Origin of the sequence: Massilia arenae, from assembly GCF_008014745.1 — a bacterium.
Lineage (GTDB): Bacteria > Pseudomonadota > Gammaproteobacteria > Burkholderiales > Burkholderiaceae_D > Telluria > Telluria arenae.
The window spans coordinates 1-19,611 of the sequence record NZ_VPFD01000002.1 but is presented as its reverse complement, the minus strand read 5'-3'; the positions used below and the strand labels follow the sequence as shown (position 1 = coordinate 19,611).

Sequence of the window (19,611 nt, the reverse complement as noted above, 5' to 3'; positions counted from 1 at the left end):
TCCTCTCCGTTACAGGTTTATGGGTGCAGCACGGTGAACAACTCCTTGCACGACGCCGACAGCGCGCCATCGACCACCAGCTTGCGCGCAGCCTCGATATCGGGCGCGAAGAAGCGGTCGGCATCGTAGGGGGCGACGTGCTGGCGCAGCTGGGCATGCACCGATTCCAGCGTCCCGGAGCTCTTCAGAGGGCGGTGGAATTCGATCCCCTGGCTGGCCGCCAGCAGCTCGATCCCGACGATGACCGCCGTATTGTGCGCCATCTGGTCGAGACGGCGCGCAGCGAAGGTCGCCATGCTCACATGGTCTTCCTGGTTGGCCGACGTCGGCAGGCTGTCGACGCTGGCCGGATGGGCCAGCGACTTGTTCTCCGAGGCCAGCGCCGCAGCGGTCACGTGGGCGATCATGAAGCCGGAATTCAGGCCCGGTTCGCGCACCAGGAAGGCCGGCAGGCCGGACAGGTTGGCGTCGATCAGCAGCGCGATGCGGCGCTCGGCCAGCGCGCCGATCTCGGCGATCGCCAGCGCCAGCGTGTCGGCGGCAAAGGCCACCGGCTCGGCGTGGAAGTTGCCGCCGGAGATGATTTCTCCGCCCTCGAACAAGAGCGGATTGTCGGTCACCGCATTCGCCTCGATCAGCAGGGTGCGGCCGGCATTGGCGATCAGGTCCATCACGGCGCCCATCACCTGCGGCTGGCAGCGCAGGCTGTACGGGTCCTGCACCCGCTCGTCGCCCACCAGGTGCGAGGCGCGGATCGCGCTGCCGGCCACCAGTTCGCGGTAGATCTTCGCCGCCGCGATCTGGCCCGGCTGGCCGCGCACCGCGTGGATGCGCGGATCGAACGGCGCATCGCTGCCGCGCGCCGCATCGACCGACAGCGAGCCGGTGACCATCGCCGCTTCCAGCAGGCGTTCGGCCATGAACAGGCCATGCAGCGCCAGCGCGGTCGACACTTGCGTGCCATTGATCAGGGCCAGGCCCTCTTTCGCCGCCAGCGTCACCGGTTCGATGCCGGCCGCGCGCAGCGCGTCGCTGGCCTCCACCAGCACCCCGTTGTGGCGCACCGGGCCCACACCCAGCATCGCCAGGGTCATATGGGCCAGCGGCGCCAGGTCGCCCGAGGCGCCGACCGAACCCTGGCAGGGAATGGCCGGCATGATGTTGGCGTTGTACAGGGCGATCAGGGTCTCGACGATCACCGGGCGCACGCCCGAATAACCGCGCGCCAGGCTGCCGATCTTGGTCAAGAGGATCAGGCGCACGATGGTGTCCGACAGCAGTTCGCCGGTGCCGACCGAATGCGACAGGATCAGGTTGCGCTGCAAGGTGGCCAGCTGGTCGTGCGGGATGTGGGCCTTGGCCAGGATGCCGAAGCCGGTATTGATGCCATAGGCCGGGTCGCCCTTGGCCACGATGGCCTCGACCGTGGCGGCCGATGCCGCGATGGCGTCCCAGGCGTCGGCCGCCAGGCTCAAAGTCTGGCGCCCGGCCCACACGGCGCGCAGGTCGCTCAGCGCCATCTGGCCTGGTTGCAGGGTGAAGTTGTTGGTGTCGTTCATCAGCTTGTGCTCACGTTACTTGATCATTGGGAGGTTCAGGCCATTGCGCTTGGCGCAGTCGATGGCGCTGTCATAGCCGGCGTCGGCGTGCCGCATCACGCCCGAGGCGCTGTCGTTCACCAGCACCCGCGCCAGGCGCTTGGCCGCGGCGTCGGTGCCGTCGGCCACGATCACCACGCCGGAATGCTGCGAGTAACCCATGCCCACGCCGCCGCCATGGTGCAGCGAGACCCAGGTGGCGCCGCCGGCCGTGTTCAGCAAGGCGTTCAGCAGCGGCCAGTCGGACACCGCATCGGTGCCGTCGCGCATGGCCTCGGTCTCGCGATTCGGGCTGGCCACCGAGCCGGTGTCCAGGTGGTCGCGGCCGATCACGATCGGCGCCTTCAGCTCGCCCGTGCGCACCATCTCGTTGAAAGCCAGGCCAGCCAGGTGGCGCTCGCCCAGTCCCAGCCAGCAGATACGCGCCGGCAGGCCCTGGAAGGCGATCCGTTCGTTTGCCATATCGAGCCAGCGGTGCACCCGCGCGTCGTGCGGGAACAGTTGCTTGATCTTGGCGTCCGTTTTATGGATGTCTTCCGGGTCGCCCGACAGCGCCACCCAGCGGAACGGGCCGCGGCCCTCGCAGAACTGCGGCCGGATATAGGCCGGCACGAAGCCCGGAAAGTCGAAGGCGTCCTGCACGCCCTCGTCCTTGGCCACCTGGCGGATATTGTTGCCGTAGTCGACGGCATGGGCGCCGAGCGCCTTGAAGTCGAGGATGGCGCGCACGTGGATCGCGCACGATGCCGCCGCTTCCGCCTTCAGGCGTGGGTGTTGCGCCGGGTCTTGCTGCGCCGTCTTCCACTGATCGACGCTCCAGCCGATCGGCAGGTAGCCGTTGATCAGGTCATGGGCCGAGGTCTGGTCGGTGACCAGGTCCGGCACCAGGCCGCCCTCTTTCGCACGCCGCACCAGTTCCGGCAGCACCTCGGCCGCATTGCCGAGCAGGCCGATCGAGATGGCGTCGCGCGCATCCTTGTGCTGGCGGATCATGGCCAGGGCTTCGTCGATGTCGCGCGCCTGCTTGTCCAGGTAGCGGGTGCGCAGGCGGAAGTCGATGCTGCTCTGCTGGCATTCGACGGTCAGCGAGACGGCGCCGGCGAAGTTCGCGGCCAGCGGCTGGGCGCCGCCCATGCCGCCCAGGCCTGCGGTCAGCACCCAGCGGCCTGCCATATCGCCGCCGAAGTGCTGGCGCCCCGCCTCGGCGAAGGTTTCATACGTGCCCTGCACGATGCCCTGGGTGCCGATATAGATCCAGCTGCCGGCCGTCATCTGGCCGTACATGAACAGGCCCTTGCGATCGAGTTCGTTGAAGTGTTCCCAGTCGGCCCATTTCGGCACCAGGTTCGAGTTCGCCAGCAGCACGCGCGGCGCATCCGGGTGGGTCTGGAACACGCCGACCGGCTTGCCGGACTGGATCAGGAGGGTCTGGTCATCCTCGAGTGTGCGCAGCGAGGCCAGGATCTGGTCATAGCACTCCCAGTTGCGGGCGGCGCGGCCGATGCCGCCATAGACCACCAGGCGCTGCGGGTTTTCCGCGACCTCGGCGTCGAGGTTGTTCTGGATCATGCGGTAGGCGGCTTCGGTCAGCCAGCTCTTGCAACTGAGCTGGCTGCCGCGCGGGGCCTGGATGATGCGCGAGGGGTCGAAACGCGGGTCGTCCAGGGGACGGGTATCTTGGGACATGGCAGCTCCTTCGGTCGGTGACACGACGCGCGCCAGCGGCGCGCGCCGTAAAGCTGCTCTGAAGTCTAGGTTGTCTATACAACCTCGTCAAATCATTTCTTGAAGACCTGGCGTCCGGCTACCCACGTCTCCAATACGCCGGTCTTGTGGATGTCATAGGTTGGCATGCGGAACAGGTCCTGGTCGATCACGATGAAGTCGGCCTGCTTGCCCGGCTCCAGCGAACCCAGGTCTTTTTCCTGGTGCCCGGCGTAAGCGGCATCGAGCGTGAAGCAGCGGAAGGCTTCCTTGAGCGACATCGCCTGGTTCGGATACCAGCCGGCCACCGGCTGCCCCTGCGCATCCTGGCGCGTGACGGCCGCGTGGATGCCGAAGAACGGGTTCGGCGACTCGACCGGGAAGTCCGAACCGCAGGCAATGCGCGAGCCCTGGTGCAGGAAGCTGCGCCAGGCGTAGGCGCCCTTGATGCGATCGGGTCCGATGCGGGTCTCGGCCATGTTCTTGTCCGAGGTCGCGTGGGTCGGCTGCATCGACGGGATGATGTCCAGCGTCTTGAAGCGCGGGATGTCGGCCGGGGTCACGACCTGGGCGTGCTCGATGCGGTGACGTTGCGCGCCGCTCTGCGTCGCCTTTAGCTCCTTTTGATAGATGTCGAGGATCTGCTTGTTGCCGGCGTCGCCGATCGCGTGCACGTTGACCTGGTAACCCTTGCGCATGGCTTTGGCCATCATGGCATCCATCTGCGCGGTCTTGTAGAACAGCAGGCCGTGCGAGTGCGACTCGTCGCTGTACGGCTTGATCAGGGCCGCGCCGCGGCTGCCCAGCGCGCCGTCCGAATACAGTTTTACGGAACGCAGCGCATACATGCCATTGCCGTAGTCCTTCAGCGGGCCCTTGGCGGCCAGCTGGTCGAAGTCCTTGTCGGTGCCGGCGATCATGCCGTACACGCGGGTGGTCAACTTGCCCCCATCGGCATAGGCGCGGTACAGGCGGTCCTGGCCCACGTCGACGCCGGCGTCGTGCACGCTGGTCAGTCCCACGCGCGCGAGTTCACCAAGCGCGCGGTCGAGCATCAGGCGTCCCTCGGCCTCGGTCTGCTGCGGCAGCACCTTGGTCAGCAATTCTTGCGCGGTGTCGACCAGCACGCCGGTCGCCTCGCCATTGGCGTCGCGCACGATCTTGCCGCCGACCGGGTCCGGCGTCGATTTCGTGATGCCGGCCAGCGCCAGCCCGCGGCTATTGGTCCAGCCGGCGTGGCCGTCGACGCGCTCCAGCCATACCGGGCGGTCCTTGATAACGCCGTCGAGTTCCTGCGCGGTCGGGAAGCGGCCCAGCTTCCAGTTCTCCTGGTTCCAGCCGCGGCCGCGGATCCATTCGTGGCCAGCGTTTGCCCGCGCGTAATCGCCGATCGACTTCAGGGCGCCGTCCAGCGAGGTGCTGTGGAACAGGTCGAGCTGGGTCAGTTGCTGGCCCAGGCCGAACACGTGGCCGTGGGCGTCGATCAGGCCCGGCAGCAGGGTGCGGCCGCCCATGTCGATGCGCTTCGCGTTCGGCGCATTCGCTGCGACGTCGGCGCCGCTGCCGACGGCGATGATGCGGCCCTTGTCGTCGAAGGCGATCGCCGTGAACTGGACCAGCTCACCCTTCCCGTTCAGCGTATAGCCGTTGGCGTTGTCGATCAGGGTGTCGGCATGTGCCGACAGGCTGCCGAGGGCAGCCAGGACGAGTAAGGAACACTGCAGGGGTATCTGGCGCGCGCGCATGCTTTTTTTCTCTCTCCGAGTTGGGTTTTCCGCGCTTCGTGGGCACGGTCCGAAGAGTGTACTGCATGAGGGCGGTGCCCCCTCAGGTAGCGTCGTGGAAGATGATGCCCAGGGTGTGGCGCAGGCCCTGCCGCACGCGGCTGACGCCATGCCGCATCGCCACCCGGTAGACGCCGCGCGTGCCCTGCACCGGCCGCTGGTTGACCGCAAACACGACGGCGTCGCCCTGATGCAGGCTCACGACTTCGGCGCGCGACTGCATGCGCGGCCGCTGCTCGGTGAGCACGAATTCGCCGCCCTCGAAATCCTCGCCAGGCCGCGACAGCAGCACCGCCACCTGCAGCGGAAACACCTGCTCGCCATACAGGTCCTGGTGCAGGCAGTTGTAGTCGCCGGCGCGGTAGCGCAGCAGCAGCGGCGTCGGACGCAGCTGACCAGCCGCGTGGCATTTCTCGAGGAAGTCGGCGTGAGCAGGCGGGAAGCGCGTATCCAGCCCGAGCGCCGCCTGCCAACGGTTGGCGATGCGCGCCAGCGGCGGGTACAGGCTGGTGCGCAGCGCTGCCAGCGGCTCCGGCAGCGGATACCCGAAATACTGGTATTCGCCGCGGCCGAAGCCGTGGCGCTCCATCACCACCCGGCTGCGAAAGCGCTGCGGCTCGTCGTAGGCGCTAATAAAGCGCGCGCAGTGACGCGCATCGAGCAGGCCCGGAATCACGGCGCAGCCGGCGGCGTCGAGCTGGACGCCGACGTCATCCCAATCGATGACGGTCACTGCTGGGCCTCGCGCTCGAGCAAGGTGCGCTTGCGCTCGATCCCCCAGCGGTAGCCGGACAGCGCGCCGCCGGTACGCACCACGCGGTGGCAGGGAATCGCCACCGCCACCGGATTGGCGGCGCAGGCGCCGGCCACGGCGCGCGCGCCATCGGGTACGCCGACCCGTTCGGCCAGTTCGGCATAGGTCACGGTCTGGCCCGAGGGAATCGCACGCAGCGCCTGCCACACGCGCTGCTGGAAGGCGGTGCCGCGCACGTCGAGCGGCAGCTCTAGGCCAATCCGTGGTTGTTCGACCAGGCCGATCACCAGCGCGACGGTGCGCTCGAAGCCTTCTTCGGCGCCGCGCAGCTCGGCCTTGGGAAAGCGCGCCTGCAGGTCTTCCACCAGCGGTTCCGGCTGGTCGCCGATCAGGATCGCGCAGATGCCGCGCCCGGTCGCCGCGACCAGGATCGCGCCCAGCGAGCATTCGGCCACGGCGAAGCGGATCGTCTCGCCCTGCCCGCCGGCGCGGTAGTTCGACGGCTGCATGCCCAGCACCTCGTTCGAGGCCGCATAGAAGCGCCCGCTGGAACCATAGCCGGCGCCGTACAGGGCGTCGGTGACCGAGGCGCCCCCCTCCAGTTCCTGGCGCACCCGGGCGCCGCGCCTGGCCGCCGCATAGGCCTTGGGCGTGATCCCGGTCTGGGCCTTGAACACGCGGTGAAAGTGAAAGCGGCTCATGCCGGCGGCCTGGGCCAGGGTATCCAGATCGGGCTCCTCCTCCGCTTCCTCGATCAGGCGGCAGGCGCGCGCCACCGCATCGCGCTGGCGATCAGCCAACGGCGGCAGGTGCGGCGCGCAGCGCAGGCAGGGCCGGAAGCCCGCCGCCTCGGCCGCCTGGCTGCTGGCATGGAAGGCGACGTTGGCGCGCTTGGCACCGCGCGACGGGCACGAGGGCCGGCAATAAACGCCGGTGGTGCGCACCGAATAATAGAAACTGCCGTCGGCGCCGGCATCGCGCCGCTGTACGGCGTCCCAGCGCGCATCGTCGCCGATACTGTCGATGTCGTTCCGATCCGTTGTCGTCATGATGGTGTCCTCCTTCAGCAATTGCGCCATCCTGAAGCCGCCGCCGCCTGGCCGCACTCCGGGTCTTGCTTTCGAATCGCGATGCTAGAATCGGGCGTGGTCCCAGAGGCCAGGCATTCGGAGATTGAGTTTGGAAGCACAGACCGCGCAAGACAGCATGCAGGAAAAGTCGCCCATTTTCCAGCAGATCAAGGATTACCTGGTTGGCGAAATCGCCTCCGGCCGTTGGAAGGAAGGCGAACTGGTGCCCTCGGAGCAGGCGCTGGTGCGCCAGTTCGGCGTCTCGCGCATGACCGTCAACCGCGCCGTGCGCGAACTCACCGCCGAGCAGGTGCTGGTGCGGCGCCAGGGCTCAGGCACCTATGTCGCCCCGCAGAAGTACCAGGGCACCCTGGTCGAGATCCGCAACATCGCCGACGAAATCCGCGCGCGCGGCAAGCTGCACGCCGCCCGCGTGCTGGCGCTGGACGAAAAAAGCGCCGACGACACGCTGGCCGCCGAGTTCGACCTGGAGCCGGGCGCCACCCTGTTCCATTCGCTGATCGTCCACTTCGAAAACGAGACGCCGGTCCAGCTCGAAGACCGCTGGGTCAACCCGGCCTGCGCCCCGGCCTACCTGGAGCAGGATTTTTCGCGCATCACGCCCAACGAGCACCTGATGGTGAGCGCGCCGCTGCAGGGGGCCACCTATACGATAGAGGCCCAGCCGGCGCCAGAGGAAGAGGCGCGCCTGCTGGCGGTCAAGGCCGGCGCCCCGTGCCTGGTGCTGCACCGGCGCACCACCTCGGCCGGCCGGGTAGCCTCGGTGGCCACGATGTGGCATCCGGGACACCTGGCGCGCTTCACCGGTAGCGTTTGATAAATAATTACGGATTCGGACAACCCGGCTTGCCAGTTTTTCGCGATAATGGTCGTCGATCTACCCATTTCAGATAATGACGCACATCCCTCCCGACGCCGCCGCCGATTCGCCTTCCGCGCTAATGCGCGTGCTTGTGCTCGACGACGACCATCTGCTATTGGAGGTGATGCGCGAGATGCTGGCGGCTTGCGGGCCGTGCGAAATCGCCCTCGAACTCGATGCGCGCCAGGCCCTGGCCCGGCTCGACGAAGCCATGCCCGACGTCCTGATCTGCGACCTGGTGCTGCCCGAGATGGACGGCATCGAGTTCCTGCAGGCCGCGGCCAGCCTGGGCTATACCGGCAAAGTGATCCTGCTGTCGGCCCTCGAGGACGAGGTGCGCGAGGCGGCCGCCGACCTGGCGCGCGCCCTCGGCCTGCGGGTGGTCGGCTCGTTCCGCAAGCCTCTCACGCCCGAGCAATTGCGCCATGCGCTGGCATGTTGAGATTTTGTACAAAGCCCCGAACACTTTTTAAAAAAATGGGGTATTATTCGCCTCATTCCCCGCCTGACACCCTCTAGCCGTTCTTCCAATATTGAAATTCGCACACAGTGCCTCCACCATTGTGTAGCAGCAATATTTGGCAAGGCAGTACACACGGTAGCCGGTCGAGACATTCCGCATGACGAGTCTCAAGGCGTTAATAACGATTCTTACCTCACATTGAGGAAACCATGAGCGAAAACATCAAACACATCAGCGATGCATCCTTCGAAGCCGACGTGCTCAAGTCCGAGCAGCCGGTGCTGGTCGATTTCTGGGCCGAGTGGTGCGGTCCTTGCAAGATGATTGCCCCGATCCTGGAAGAAGTAGCCAAGGAATACGCAGGCAAGATCACGATCGCCAAGATGGACGTCGACGCGAACCAGGCCGTGCCGGCCCAGTTCGGCATCCGTGGCATCCCGACCCTGATCCTGTTCAAGAATGGCCAGGTCGCAGCCCAGAAAGTCGGCGCCGTCGCCAAGGGTCCGCTGACCGCTTTCATCGACAGCAACATCTGATACAAGTAATATAGCGGCGACGGCGCGCCCGCGCAGTCGCCACGCAGTCACAATACTGGCCGGGAGTCACCCTCCCGCCTCGATTAACCCACGCAGTCCCCTCCCCTACCTAATTCACCCGTCACGGGTCACCCACACACATGCATTTATCTGAACTGAAGGCGATGCACGTTTCCGCGCTGCTGGAAATGGCAATCGGCCTCGACATCGACAACGCAGCCCGCCTGCGCAAACAGGAACTGATGTTCGCGATCCTGAAGAAGCGCGCCAAGCAGGGCGAGCAGATCTTCGGCGACGGCGCCCTCGAGGTGCTGCCGGACGGTTTCGGTTTCCTGCGCTCGCCGGACGCGAGCTATATGGCTTCGACCGACGACATCTATATCTCGCCGTCGCAGATCCGTCGTTTCAACTTGCATACGGGTGACTCGATCGAAGGTGAAGTGCGTACGCCGAAGGACGGCGAGCGTTACTTTGCACTGGTCAAGGTCGACAAGGTCAATGGCGAATCGCCGGAAGCGTCGAAGCACCGCATCCTGTTCGAGAACCTGACGCCGCTGCACCCGAACGAGCCGCTGCGCCTGGAGCGCGACATGAACGGCGCCGAGAACATCACCGGCCGCATCGTCGACCTGATCTCGCCGATCGGCAAGGGCCAGCGCGGCCTGCTGGTGGCGTCGCCGAAGTCCGGCAAATCGGTCATGCTGCAGCACATCGCGCATGCGATCACCGCCAATCACCCCGACGTGACCCTGATCGTGCTCTTGATCGACGAACGTCCGGAAGAAGTGACCGAGATGCAGCGTTCGGTGCGCGGCGAAGTCGTCGCATCCACGTTTGACGAGCCAGCCACCCGCCACGTGCAGGTCGCCGAGATGGTGCTGGAGAAAGCCAAGCGCCTGGTCGAAATGAAGAAGGACGTGGTCATCCTGCTGGATTCGATCACCCGCCTGGCGCGCGCCTACAACACCGTGATCCCGGCCTCGGGCAAGGTGCTGACCGGTGGTGTCGACGCCAACGCGCTGCAGCGTCCGAAGCGCTTCTTCGGCGCCGCCCGTAACGTCGAGGAAGGCGGCTCGCTGACCATCGTCGCGACCGCGCTGATCGAAACCGGCTCGCGCATGGACGACGTGATCTACGAAGAATTCAAGGGCACTGGCAATATGGAGGTGCACCTGGAGCGCCGCCTGGCCGAGAAACGCGTTTATCCGGCGATCAACCTGAACAAATCGGGCACCCGTCGCGAAGAACTGCTGATCAAGCCCGACCAGCTGCAGAAAATCTGGATCCTGCGCAAGCTGCTGTACTCGATGGACGAGATCGAGGCGATGGAGTTCATCCTCGACAAGATGCGCGCGACCAAGAACAATGTCGAGTTCTTCGACATGATGCGCCGCGGCGGCTGATCCGCCCCAGCGCAACGCGTGCAGAGGCAGCCTTCGGGCTGCCTTTTTATTTGGCATTGCCTGGCGCCGGAAACCGCTTTATAATCTCCGGTTCAGTCCAACCCCTGGCAAGTGATCGGCAATCGGGTCAAGAAGCTGTTCGACCGACGAAGTGCTGTTTGGCTACCAACTCAATAGAAAGCAGAACCATGAAGACCGATACCCATCCAGATTACCGCGAAGTCGTCTTCCACGACCTGTCGTGCGACTTCAAATTCATCACCCGTTCGACCATCAACACCCGCGAAACGATCAACCACGAAGGTAAGGACTACCCACTGGTCAAGATCGAGGTGTCGGCTGAGTCGCACCCGTTCTTCACCGGCAAGCACAAGATCGTCGACACCGCTGGTCGCGTCGAAAAATTCCGCCAGAAGTTCGGCGCAGTCGGCTCGAAGACCTCGGTCGCCAACGGCTAATTGCTGCAGTAGAATCTTCGAAGCCCACCCGGGCTTCGCCAAAGAAGCCGCCTCAGCGGCTTCTTTTTTTTCGCAGCTATACTGCGCTTTATTCCATCCATCCGATTTGCCGATGAAACCAGTCCGTCTTCCCGCCGCCGCCACCCTGGCGCTGCCCCGCTGGGCCCTGCTTGCGCTGGGCATGCTGTACATCCTGCCCGGCATCATCGGCCGCGATTTGTGGAAGGAAGACGCGGGCAGCTTCGGCATCATGTGGACCATGGCGCATGGCGGCCTGGATGACTGGCTGTATCCGAACATCGCCGGCCTGGCCAGCGTCGACGAGGGCCCGCTGGCCTTCTGGCTGGGCGCCGTCTGCATCAAGCTGTTCGGCTGGATCCTGGGCGACGTGCTGGCCGCGCGCGTCTCGACCATCGCCATCTTCGTGCTGGGCACGATGTCGCTGTGGTACACCGCCTTCCACCTCGGCCGGCGCGCCGAGGCCCAGCCGCTGCGCCTGGCCTTCGGCGGCCAGCCCGAGCCCGACGACTATGGCCGCACGCTGGGCGACACCGCGGTCCTGATCTACCTCGGCAGCCTGGGCCTGCTGCTGCAAAGCCACCTGACCCTGGCCGCCACCCTGCAGGGCGCGCTGCTGGCTTATTTCCTGTACCGCGCCGTGCGCTACGTCGAGCACACCAGCACCCGCAACGCGGTGCTGGTCGGCCTCGCGCTGGGCGCCCTGACGCTCACCCAAGGCTTCCTGCCGCCGCTGGTGCTGATCGTGGCCCTGTTCGCCTGCACCCGCTACCTCGACATGCCCGCAGGCCAGGCGCTGCGCCACCTGGCCGTCGCAACCGGCGTCGGCGTTGGCCTGACGATGGTATGGATCCTGCCTGCCATCGTCGTGCAGCCGTTTGGCCTGCCGCCGGTGGCCGACTGGCTGGCCTGGAACGCGGAGCAGATTGGCGTGCCCGGCTGGGTTGCGGTGAAGACCTTCTTCCGCACGGGCGTCTGGTTCTTCTGGCCGGCCTGGCCATTCGCCATCTGGGCGGTCTGGGCCTGGCGCCGCCAGCAGCAGATGCTGCACATCGTGCTGCCGGTGTTCTTCTTCCTGGCCCTGGTGCTGCAGCTGCTGTGCGACCCCGTACCCGAGAACAGCGACTTCCTCAAGATGCTGCCGCCGCTGGCCCTGATGGCCGCCTTCGGCCTGCCAACCATGAAGCGCGGCGCAATCAACGCCATCGACTGGTTCTCGGTGATGGTGCTGACCATGCTGGGCGCCACCATCTGGCTGTTCTGGATCGCCAAGCTCACCGGCTGGCCGGCCCAGCTGGCCAAGAACGCGCTCAAGCTGGTGCCAGGCTTCACGCCGGAAATCGGCATCGTCACTTTCACTGTGGCCGCCGCCGCCAGCGTGGGCTGGGTCGTGCTGGTGCACTGGCGCCTGTCGCGCCAGCCATCGGTGCTGTGGCGCGCGGTGGTGCTGTCGTCCGGTGGCCTGATCCTGCTGTGGGTGCTCCTGATGACGCTGTTCCTGCCTGACCTGAACTACGGCAAGAGCTACGCCGGCGTGGCCCAGCAGATCGCGGCGCGCCTGCCGGCCGACACCGACTGCATCGAGACCAATGTCGGCCCGGCCCAGCGCGCCTCACTGGCCTTTTACGGACGCCTGCCCTTCGTTACCCTGGACGGCGGCAAGTGCGACTATGTGCTGCTGCAGGACAGCCTGCGCAACCGCAACGACCGCGCGCTGCTGCGCAAATGGGGCGTACGCAACACGATCCCTCTGTGGGAAGGCCGGCGCGCCTCCGACCGCGACGAGCGCTTCAGGCTGTTCCGCCGCAGTCAATAAAATGCACTTCGACAAGCCGCACACCGTGCGGCTTGTTTCTTTATGAGGCTTGTGAGCAACGATATTCACCTGTGCGCGGCAAGTGTTGCCAATATGAGAACCTATTCGCAAAGGATGCGTGTTTGCGCGGAGTCAAGCACCGGCCTGGTGTCGCTCGTCACAATAAGTGAGTCGATGCAGATCAATTACCAGGCTGAATGGGGTGTTGTGTCAGTTTAAGTACAGGCCAACATGGACCGTTGCACGAGATGCTGTGAGGGAGAGATCACCATGAAAAGTGTGACGTTTTCAGAGATCGTGCGTGTCCGGGAGCGGCCCGGATTCCTGCGGCGCATCGACACCTGGCGCCAGTCCCTGCCGTGGGCACTGACGCTGCTGGGCGGCCTGCCGGTGCTGGTGCTGGCGCTGCACCTGATCGACCCCGACACGCCGCTGCCCTTCCTGGTGCTGCCGGCCATCGTAGGCGGTCTGCTGCCGGTGTATATGCTCGGGCCTGGCCGCTTCGAGATGCGCACCCGCTTCGACGCCCACTACATGATCAGCACGCTCGACGAAGCGCTCGGCGCGCTGGGCTACCGGCGCACCGCGGCCGACAGCACCAGCATCCGCTACTTCCGCCCGCGCCCCTGGCTGCGCGGACAAGAAGGCGCGATCAATGTCGCGGTGCGCGAGCATGTGCTCGAGATCGTCGGGCCGGTGGGGAGCTTGCGGTTGTTGCAGCATCGGATTGCGCGTTGAGCCAGCGGGCCGGGGCCGGGTTGGCGGCGTGCTTAAAGGCAGCCGTCCGCCGGGCTGTGCCAATTTCTTGCGCACACTGGTCAGTTGTGCGCGCCGTGTGCTAAGATGCGCGCCTGCGATTGGGCCTCTGTGGCGGAATTGGTAGACGCACTTGACTCAAAATCAAGCGCCGTAAGGCGTGCCGGTTCGATTCCGGCCGGAGGCACCACCAGTAGCAAGCAAGTCGGTTCAGCGTGAAACCCGCCACTTCCCAGGAAGCGCGGGTTTTTTGCTTTCTAGCGCGGCGATTCAGCCGATCACGCAGGTCACATAAATTGAGAAATTTCTTTTGTCTTATCGTCTCGATATTTTTGATGACCATACCCTCGGCGCGGGCCTTCCAATCCATCATTAGCAATTATGACGGCTTGGGGAAAAGCCCGTTAGGGCTTCGCTTGCAAAAGATAGTCCCGTCGTGGAGCGATCGTCTTAGCAATATTCAATTAAAAGATTTCGTTCAAGATTACGCTCACAAACACGCGAATGGACGACCCATTGAAAGTGTTGCCTCTGAAATTGGCTTCGATTGCCAGAACAAGGAAGAGAAGACTTGCAACTACGAAGGAATTTACACTTACGACTTGAAAATGCCGGGCTCGCCAGATCAACGAGCCGCCATAGAAATAAGCGTCATTCTTAATTACAGTGCTGAACCTTGGGAAATCCATGGGTCAAGAAAATTCCTGTACGGCGGAATTGAAAATTAACATGCCAGGGCAGAATGCCGCCTCATGGCCCCTCCTTGACCCTCCCCCGCGTCTTACCCTAATGTAGCGCCATGAGCACGCTCCCCCCCAGCGACGACGTCCGCCAGATCGTCGACCAGGCCATGCAAGCCGCACACCACGAAACCGAGGCGGGCAACCTCGAGCAGGCGCTCGCCCTGTACGGGGCGGTGCTCGACCTCCAGCCCGGCCACGCCGGCGCCCACCACGCAGTGGGCATGCTGGCCAGCCGCGCCGGGGATGCCGAGACGGCAATGCCCCATTTCGCCGCCGCCCTGGAAGCCGATCCCGGCCAGGAAGCCCACTGGCTGGCCTATCTGGGCGCCCTGATCGAGGCGCACCAGTTTGCCGCCGCCACTGAACTGCTAAAGCTCGGCCGGACCCGCGGCCTGCAAGGTCCAATCATCGACGACATCGAACGGCAACTGACCAGCTCGGGCGCGCCCGACAACGCCGAGATCAACGCCGCCGCCGCCTTGTTCGCCCAGGGACGCAACGAGGAAGCGGAGAACGCCGCGCGTTCGCTCGTCGAGCGCTTTCCCCAGCACTCATTCGGCTGGAAACTATTGGGTGGCATCTATCACCGCCGCGGTGACGCACAAGGCGCCCTGAATGCCATGGCGATGTCGGCCAGGTTCGACGCCGACGATGCCGAAACGCTCAGCAACCTGGGCATGCTCTTGACGCGCGCCAACCGGTTGGACGAATCGGAGAACGTGCTGCGGCGCTCACTCGCGCTGCGGCACGAGAACGCGGATGCCCACAACCACCTTGCCATGACCCTGGTGGAGCGGGGACGGCTTTCCGAGGCGCAGGCCAGCATCGAGGCCGCGCTGGCGCTCGATCCGCATCATGAAAAGGCCGCCATCACGCACGCGCTGATCCTGCAGAACCGGGGCCGGCCGACCGAAGCGGTGGACGTCTATCGCGATGTATTGGCGCGCAATCCCGAGAATACCGATGCCCACAGCAATATGCTGTTCTGCCTGAGCGAAATGCCCCGCATCACGCCGGAGGCGCTGTTCGCCGAACACCTAGCCTACGGCAGCCTGATCGAACAGAGGACCGCGCCGCCCGCCCCCCGGGACAATACGCCCGAGCCGGAACGGCCCCTGCGCATCGGCTTCGTGTCGGGCGACCTACGCAACCACGCGGTCGCCACCTTCATCGAACCGGTCTTCGAGCGCCTCGGGCAGCGCCCCGGGCTGGCGGTGCATGCCTACTACAACCATACCCTGATCGACGCCGTCACCGAGCGCCTGCGTGGCCACCTGCCCCATTGGCGCGACGTCGCCGCGCTCGACGACGAGGGACTGGAGCGGCTGGTGCGGGCCGACGGCATCGACATCCTGATCGACCTGTCGGGCCACACCGCCTTCAACCGGCTGCCCGCGTTCGCGCGCCGGCTGGCGCCGGTCCAGGCATCCTGGATCGGCTATCCCGGCACCACTGGCCTGGCGGCGATGGATTACTACCTGACCGACCGAAAATTCCTGCCGCACGGGCAGTATGACCATCTGTTCGCGGAAAAACTGGTGCAGTTGCCGCTGTCGTTCCCCTTCGAGCCGGTGAGCAGCGCGCCCGACGTGGGACCGCTGCCCGCGCTGGCCAAGGGCTACATCACGTTCGGCAGCTTCAACCGTCTCAGCAAGTTCAACAGCGAAGTGGTCAAGGCCTGGGGGCAGTTGCTGCGCGCGCTACCCGATGCGCGGCTGCTGGTCGGCGGCATGCCGGAACAGCACGACCATGCCCAGCTGCGCGCCTGGCTGGACCACGAGGGCATCGCCGCGCACCGGGTCGACTTCCATGGCCGCACCGGGCTGCACGATTACCTGAAGCTGCACCAGCAGGTCGATCTGTGCCTCGACACCTTCCCCTACTCGGGCGGTACCACGACCATGCACGCCGGCTGGATGGGCGTGCCGACCCTGACCCTGGATGCGGGCACCGTGACCGGACGGCAAACCGCCTGCTCCCTCGAGCATTGGGGGCTCCACCACTTCGTCGCGCACGGCGTCGACGATTTCGTCGCCAAGGGCCTGGCCATCTGCGGCGACCTGGCGGCGCTGGCGGCGGTGCGCGCCACGCTGCGCCAACGTTATGTGCTCCCCACCTCGGACTCCATGACCCGGGTCGGCGACGGCATCGAGCACGCGCTGCGCCTGATGTGGCGCCACTGGTGCCAGGGCCTGCCGCCAGCCAGCTTCGAGGCGACGCTGCCGCCCGGCCCGGCCGACGTCACGCAATAATCGGCGCCGGCGCCGGCGCGCCCGCTGCGCGGTAGGGCCGACCAGCGCCGGCCCGCATATCAGCTGACCATAATCCTTGAACAAGGAATGCACAGAAATGGTCGCTTGGGCGCTACAAAACCTCGCCAATCGTCTGTTCATTCCCATGGCCAACAACATTTCCAGCTGGGAAAATGCCATACTTCGCGGTCATGCCTTACGGACAGAATTCCCCTGTCCTGACTACCCACGAATACATGTTGCAAATATTTAACGCCCCTGCCGACCCATCCATGCTGACCTATGGCGTCCACGAGCCACGCCTGGTCGTGCTGTCGCTGCTGGTGGCGATCTTCTCTTCCTGGATGGGGCTGCAGATCACGGGCCGCGCCAGCACCAACCCTGCGCACCGCGCCATCGTGCTCGGCACCGGCAGCCTGGCGCTGGGCGCCGGCGTGTGGTCGATGCACTTCATCGGCATGCTCGCCTTCAACCTGTGCACGCCGGTCCATTACGATCACGGCATCACGCTGCTATCGGCCCTGCCGAGCATCGGCGCGTCGTGGGTCGCGCTCAGCCTGATCTCGCGTCCCCAGCTGCGCCTGGCGCACCTGCTGGTGGGCGGGGTGCTGGTCGGGGCCGGCATCGGCGCCATGCACTACACCGGCATGGCCGGCATGCGCATGCGCCTCGACCTGTATTACGATCCCGCCATGTTCGCGCTGTCGATCGTGGTCGCGGTGGTGCTGGCCACGCTGGCCCTGGGCGTGCGCCATGGCCTGTCGCGCTACAAGTCGATGACCGATTCGCGCCGCCTGCTGATCGCGGCGGTGGTGATGGGCTGCGCCATCGCCGGCATGCACTACACCGGAATGGCGGCCGCGCGCTTCGCCGGCGAAGTCGATCCGATGGGCCTGAGCGGTTCGAACAGCGATTTCCTGGCGCTGTCGATCACGGTCATCACGGTGGCGCTGTCGCTGGGCGTGGTCGCCGCCAACGGCCTGCTGCGTTATCGCGAGATGTACCTCGGCCTGGCGCGCAGCGAAGCCTGGATGCGCGCGCTGCTCACCACCACCGTCGACGGCGTCATCACGGTGGGGCGCGACGGCACCATCACCGAATTCAATGCCTCGGCCGAGCGCATCTTCGGCTGGAAGCGCGACGAGATCGTCGGCCGCAACATCGGCCTGCTGCTCAACGAAAAAGACCGCAAGGCCGAGCGCGGCCTGCTGTACGTGCTGTCCCGGGGCAGCCTCGAAGGCATCAACACCAGCACCGAGACCTTCGGCCTGCGCAAGGACGGCAGCCTGGTGCCGGTGCGCGGCGCGATGGGGCACGCCAAGCTGGGCGCCCAGGACATGTTCGTCTGCTTCGTCACCGACATCAGCGAGCGGCGCTCGATGGAACAGGCGCTGCAGACGAGCGAACAGCAATTCCGTTCCCTGATCGGCAATATTCCCGGCATCGGTTACCGCAGCATGCTTGCCGGAGACTGGCCGATGGTCTTCATCAGCGATGCGGTAGAACTGGTCACCGGTTATCCCGCGCGCGATTTCCTGGGTACGCCGCCACGCCGGGTATTTGGCGCGCTGATCCATGCCGAGGACCGCGTCCGTGTGACGAAGGAGATCGGCACGGCCATGCGCGAAGACCGTCCATTCCTGATCGAATACCGCCTGCTGCATGCCGATGGCAGTGTGCGCTGGCTGTGGGAAAACGGCACCGCCGCGCGCGACGAAACCGGCGAAATCCAGTGGCTCGATGGCGTCATCCTCGACATCACCGAGCGCCGCCAGATGGAAGAAGCGTTGCGCGCCGCCAAGGAAACCGCCGAGCAGGCCGCCGCCGCGCGCGCGACCTTCGTGGCCAATATGAGCCACGAGATCCGCACGCCGATGAATTCGATCCTGGGCTTCACCGACGTGCTGCTGGACGGCGACCTGGACGTGGAGCAGCGGCGCCACCTGGACACCATCCGCAGCGCCGGCCGCGCCCTGCTGCGCCTGCTCAACGAGATCCTCGACACCGCCAAGCTCGAAAAAGGCGCGGTGGAGCTGGAGCAGAACGACTACAACCTGCTGTCCCTGATCGACGAACTCTCCTCGACCCTGGCCGCGAACGCGCGCGCCAAGGGCCTGCACCTGGACATCCAGTACGACCCGGCACTGCCGACGGGCCTGCGCGGCGACGAGCTGCGCATGCGCCAGGTGCTGACCAACCTGCTGGACAATGCGATCAAGTTCACCGCCAAGGGCAGCGTGACGCTCAAGGTCGGCGCCGAAGGCGACCGCTTGTGCATCGCCGTCGTCGACACCGGGATCGGCATCGCGCCCGAGCGCCTGGCCGCCATCTTCGACCCGTTCACCCAGGCCGACGCCTCAATGACGCGCCGCTTTGGCGGCACTGGCCTGGGCACCACGATCAGCAAGCAGCTGGTCGAGCTGATGGGCGGCCGGATCTGGGCCGAGAGCGAGCTCGGATGCGGTACCACCTTCCACGTGCAGGTGCCGCTGGTGCTGGCGCGCTTTGCGCAACAGGCGCCGCGCGTGCGCAGCGCCGCCGTGCTGCCGCCGCTGCGCGTGCTGGTGGCCGACGACGTGCCGCAGAACCTGGAACTGATGCAGCTCCTGATGAGCCGCCGGGGTCACACCATGACCGCGGTGCGCGACGGCGCCGCCGTGGTCGAACTGGCCGTCGGCGGCGGGTTCGACTTGGTGCTGATGGACTTCCAGATGCCGACCATGGACGGCCTGGCCGCCACCCGCGCGATTCGGGCCAGTGAAGCACAAGAGGGCCGCCCGCGTTTGCCGGTGATCGCGATGACCGCCAGCGTGCTGCAGGAACACCGCACTGCCAGCGTCGATGCCGGCATGGACGGTTTCGCCAGCAAGCCGGTGGACTGGTTCGCACTGTCGCACGAGATCGCGCGCGTGCTCGGCCTGTCGGCCAGCGCGCCGGATGCGCCTGGTGCGGCCAATGCGCCGCGCGAAGTACTGAACCGGCGCGCCGGCCTGCACCGCTGGAGCAACCGCGAGGACGCCTATGCCGAGGCGCTCGAGCACTTCGCCCGCCAGTACGCCGACCTGGGCCAGGCGCTGCGCCTGCATGCGGCCGGCGGCGAGCACCCGCAGTTGCGCATCCTCGCGCACAAGGTGCGCGGCGCGGCCGCCAACGTCGGTCTCGAACTGCTGGCCGATGCCCTGGCCGCGCTGGAGCACGCCACCAATGCGATGCCGACCGATGCGCGCCAGGTGGCCAATACGCTGGTGGTGGCGAACAATGCGCTGGACGCCGCGCTCGAGGCGCTGAGCGCCGTGGCGACGGCGCCGGCGCCGGCGCCGGTCGCGCCGGGCAACACGGTCGACCTGGCGCGTGCGCGGCGCGCCGGCGGCGT

15 protein-coding genes and 1 tRNA gene are annotated in these 19,611 nt (G+C 65.9%); 11 read left to right on the top strand and 5 right to left on the bottom strand.

Going from position 1 to position 19,611, the window contains the following annotated elements:
- Window positions 1-17 precede the first annotated feature (17 nt).
- From hutH to ada, 5 genes are all read right to left on the bottom strand, one after another.
- On the bottom strand, window positions 18-1,559 hold the full coding sequence (hutH, locus tag FVD38_RS01475; RefSeq protein WP_147933212.1) for a histidine ammonia-lyase: 1,542 nt from the start codon (window positions 1,557-1,559) through the stop codon (window positions 18-20).
- 15 nt (window positions 1,560-1,574) lie between these two features.
- Window positions 1,575-3,284: a urocanate hydratase gene (gene hutU / locus FVD38_RS01470; RefSeq protein WP_147933211.1), complete on the bottom strand. Its 1,710-nt coding sequence runs from the start codon at window positions 3,282-3,284 to the stop codon at window positions 1,575-1,577.
- 92 nt (window positions 3,285-3,376) lie between these two features.
- The gene (locus FVD38_RS01465) at window positions 3,377-5,047 is read right to left on the bottom strand and encodes an amidohydrolase (protein WP_147933210.1); all 1,671 of its coding nucleotides are present in this window, start codon (window positions 5,045-5,047) and stop codon (window positions 3,377-3,379) included.
- Between the two features lie 82 nt (window positions 5,048-5,129).
- Window positions 5,130-5,819, bottom strand: coding sequence for a 2OG-Fe(II) oxygenase (locus tag FVD38_RS01460; protein WP_147933209.1), 690 nt, complete (start codon window positions 5,817-5,819; stop codon window positions 5,130-5,132).
- Entirely contained in the window at window positions 5,816-6,889 is a 1,074-nt protein-coding gene (gene ada, locus FVD38_RS01455; RefSeq protein ID WP_147933208.1) for a bifunctional DNA-binding transcriptional regulator/O6-methylguanine-DNA methyltransferase Ada, read from the bottom strand. Before ada ends, FVD38_RS01460 begins: the two co-directional genes overlap by 4 nt.
- Before the next feature lie 157 nt (window positions 6,890-7,046).
- Here ada and hutC point away from each other — a divergent pair, with 157 nt between their 5' ends.
- From hutC to FVD38_RS01400, 11 genes are all read left to right on the top strand, one after another.
- On the top strand, window positions 7,047-7,748 hold the full coding sequence (hutC, locus tag FVD38_RS01450; protein WP_147933417.1) for a histidine utilization transcriptional repressor HutC: 702 nt from the start codon (window positions 7,047-7,049) through the stop codon (window positions 7,746-7,748).
- A gap of 76 nt (window positions 7,749-7,824) precedes the next feature.
- Window positions 7,825-8,235, top strand: a complete 411-nt coding sequence (locus tag FVD38_RS01445) for a response regulator (protein ID WP_229493347.1) — start codon at window positions 7,825-7,827, stop codon at window positions 8,233-8,235.
- Window positions 8,236-8,465: 230 nt separating this feature from the next.
- Complete coding sequence (gene trxA / locus FVD38_RS01440) at window positions 8,466-8,792, top strand: thioredoxin TrxA (RefSeq protein WP_005665082.1); 327 nt, start codon at window positions 8,466-8,468, stop codon at window positions 8,790-8,792.
- A gap of 140 nt (window positions 8,793-8,932) precedes the next feature.
- Window positions 8,933-10,195 (top strand): transcription termination factor Rho, encoded by a 1,263-nt coding sequence (rho, locus tag FVD38_RS01435; RefSeq protein ID WP_005665081.1) that lies wholly within the window; start codon window positions 8,933-8,935, stop codon window positions 10,193-10,195.
- Window positions 10,196-10,383: 188 nt separating this feature from the next.
- On the top strand, window positions 10,384-10,653 hold the full coding sequence (locus FVD38_RS01430; protein ID WP_137174727.1) for a type B 50S ribosomal protein L31: 270 nt from the start codon (window positions 10,384-10,386) through the stop codon (window positions 10,651-10,653).
- A 112-nt stretch (window positions 10,654-10,765) separates the two neighbouring features.
- Window positions 10,766-12,487, top strand: a complete 1,722-nt coding sequence (locus FVD38_RS01425) for an ArnT family glycosyltransferase (protein WP_147933207.1) — start codon at window positions 10,766-10,768, stop codon at window positions 12,485-12,487.
- 270 nt (window positions 12,488-12,757) lie between these two features.
- Window positions 12,758-13,225: a hypothetical protein gene (locus tag FVD38_RS01420; RefSeq protein ID WP_147933206.1), complete on the top strand. Its 468-nt coding sequence runs from the start codon at window positions 12,758-12,760 to the stop codon at window positions 13,223-13,225.
- Window positions 13,226-13,348: 123 nt separating this feature from the next.
- Window positions 13,349-13,433: transfer RNA gene (locus FVD38_RS01415), tRNA-Leu, on the top strand.
- A 145-nt stretch (window positions 13,434-13,578) separates the two neighbouring features.
- Window positions 13,579-13,971: a hypothetical protein gene (locus FVD38_RS01410; RefSeq protein WP_147933205.1), complete on the top strand. Its 393-nt coding sequence runs from the start codon at window positions 13,579-13,581 to the stop codon at window positions 13,969-13,971.
- A 71-nt stretch (window positions 13,972-14,042) separates the two neighbouring features.
- Window positions 14,043-16,238, top strand: coding sequence for a tetratricopeptide repeat protein (locus FVD38_RS01405; protein WP_147933204.1), 2,196 nt, complete (start codon window positions 14,043-14,045; stop codon window positions 16,236-16,238).
- A gap of 236 nt (window positions 16,239-16,474) precedes the next feature.
- Window positions 16,475-19,611: MHYT domain-containing protein (locus FVD38_RS01400; RefSeq protein WP_229493346.1), on the top strand; the 3,137-nt coding region annotated here is incomplete at its 3' end.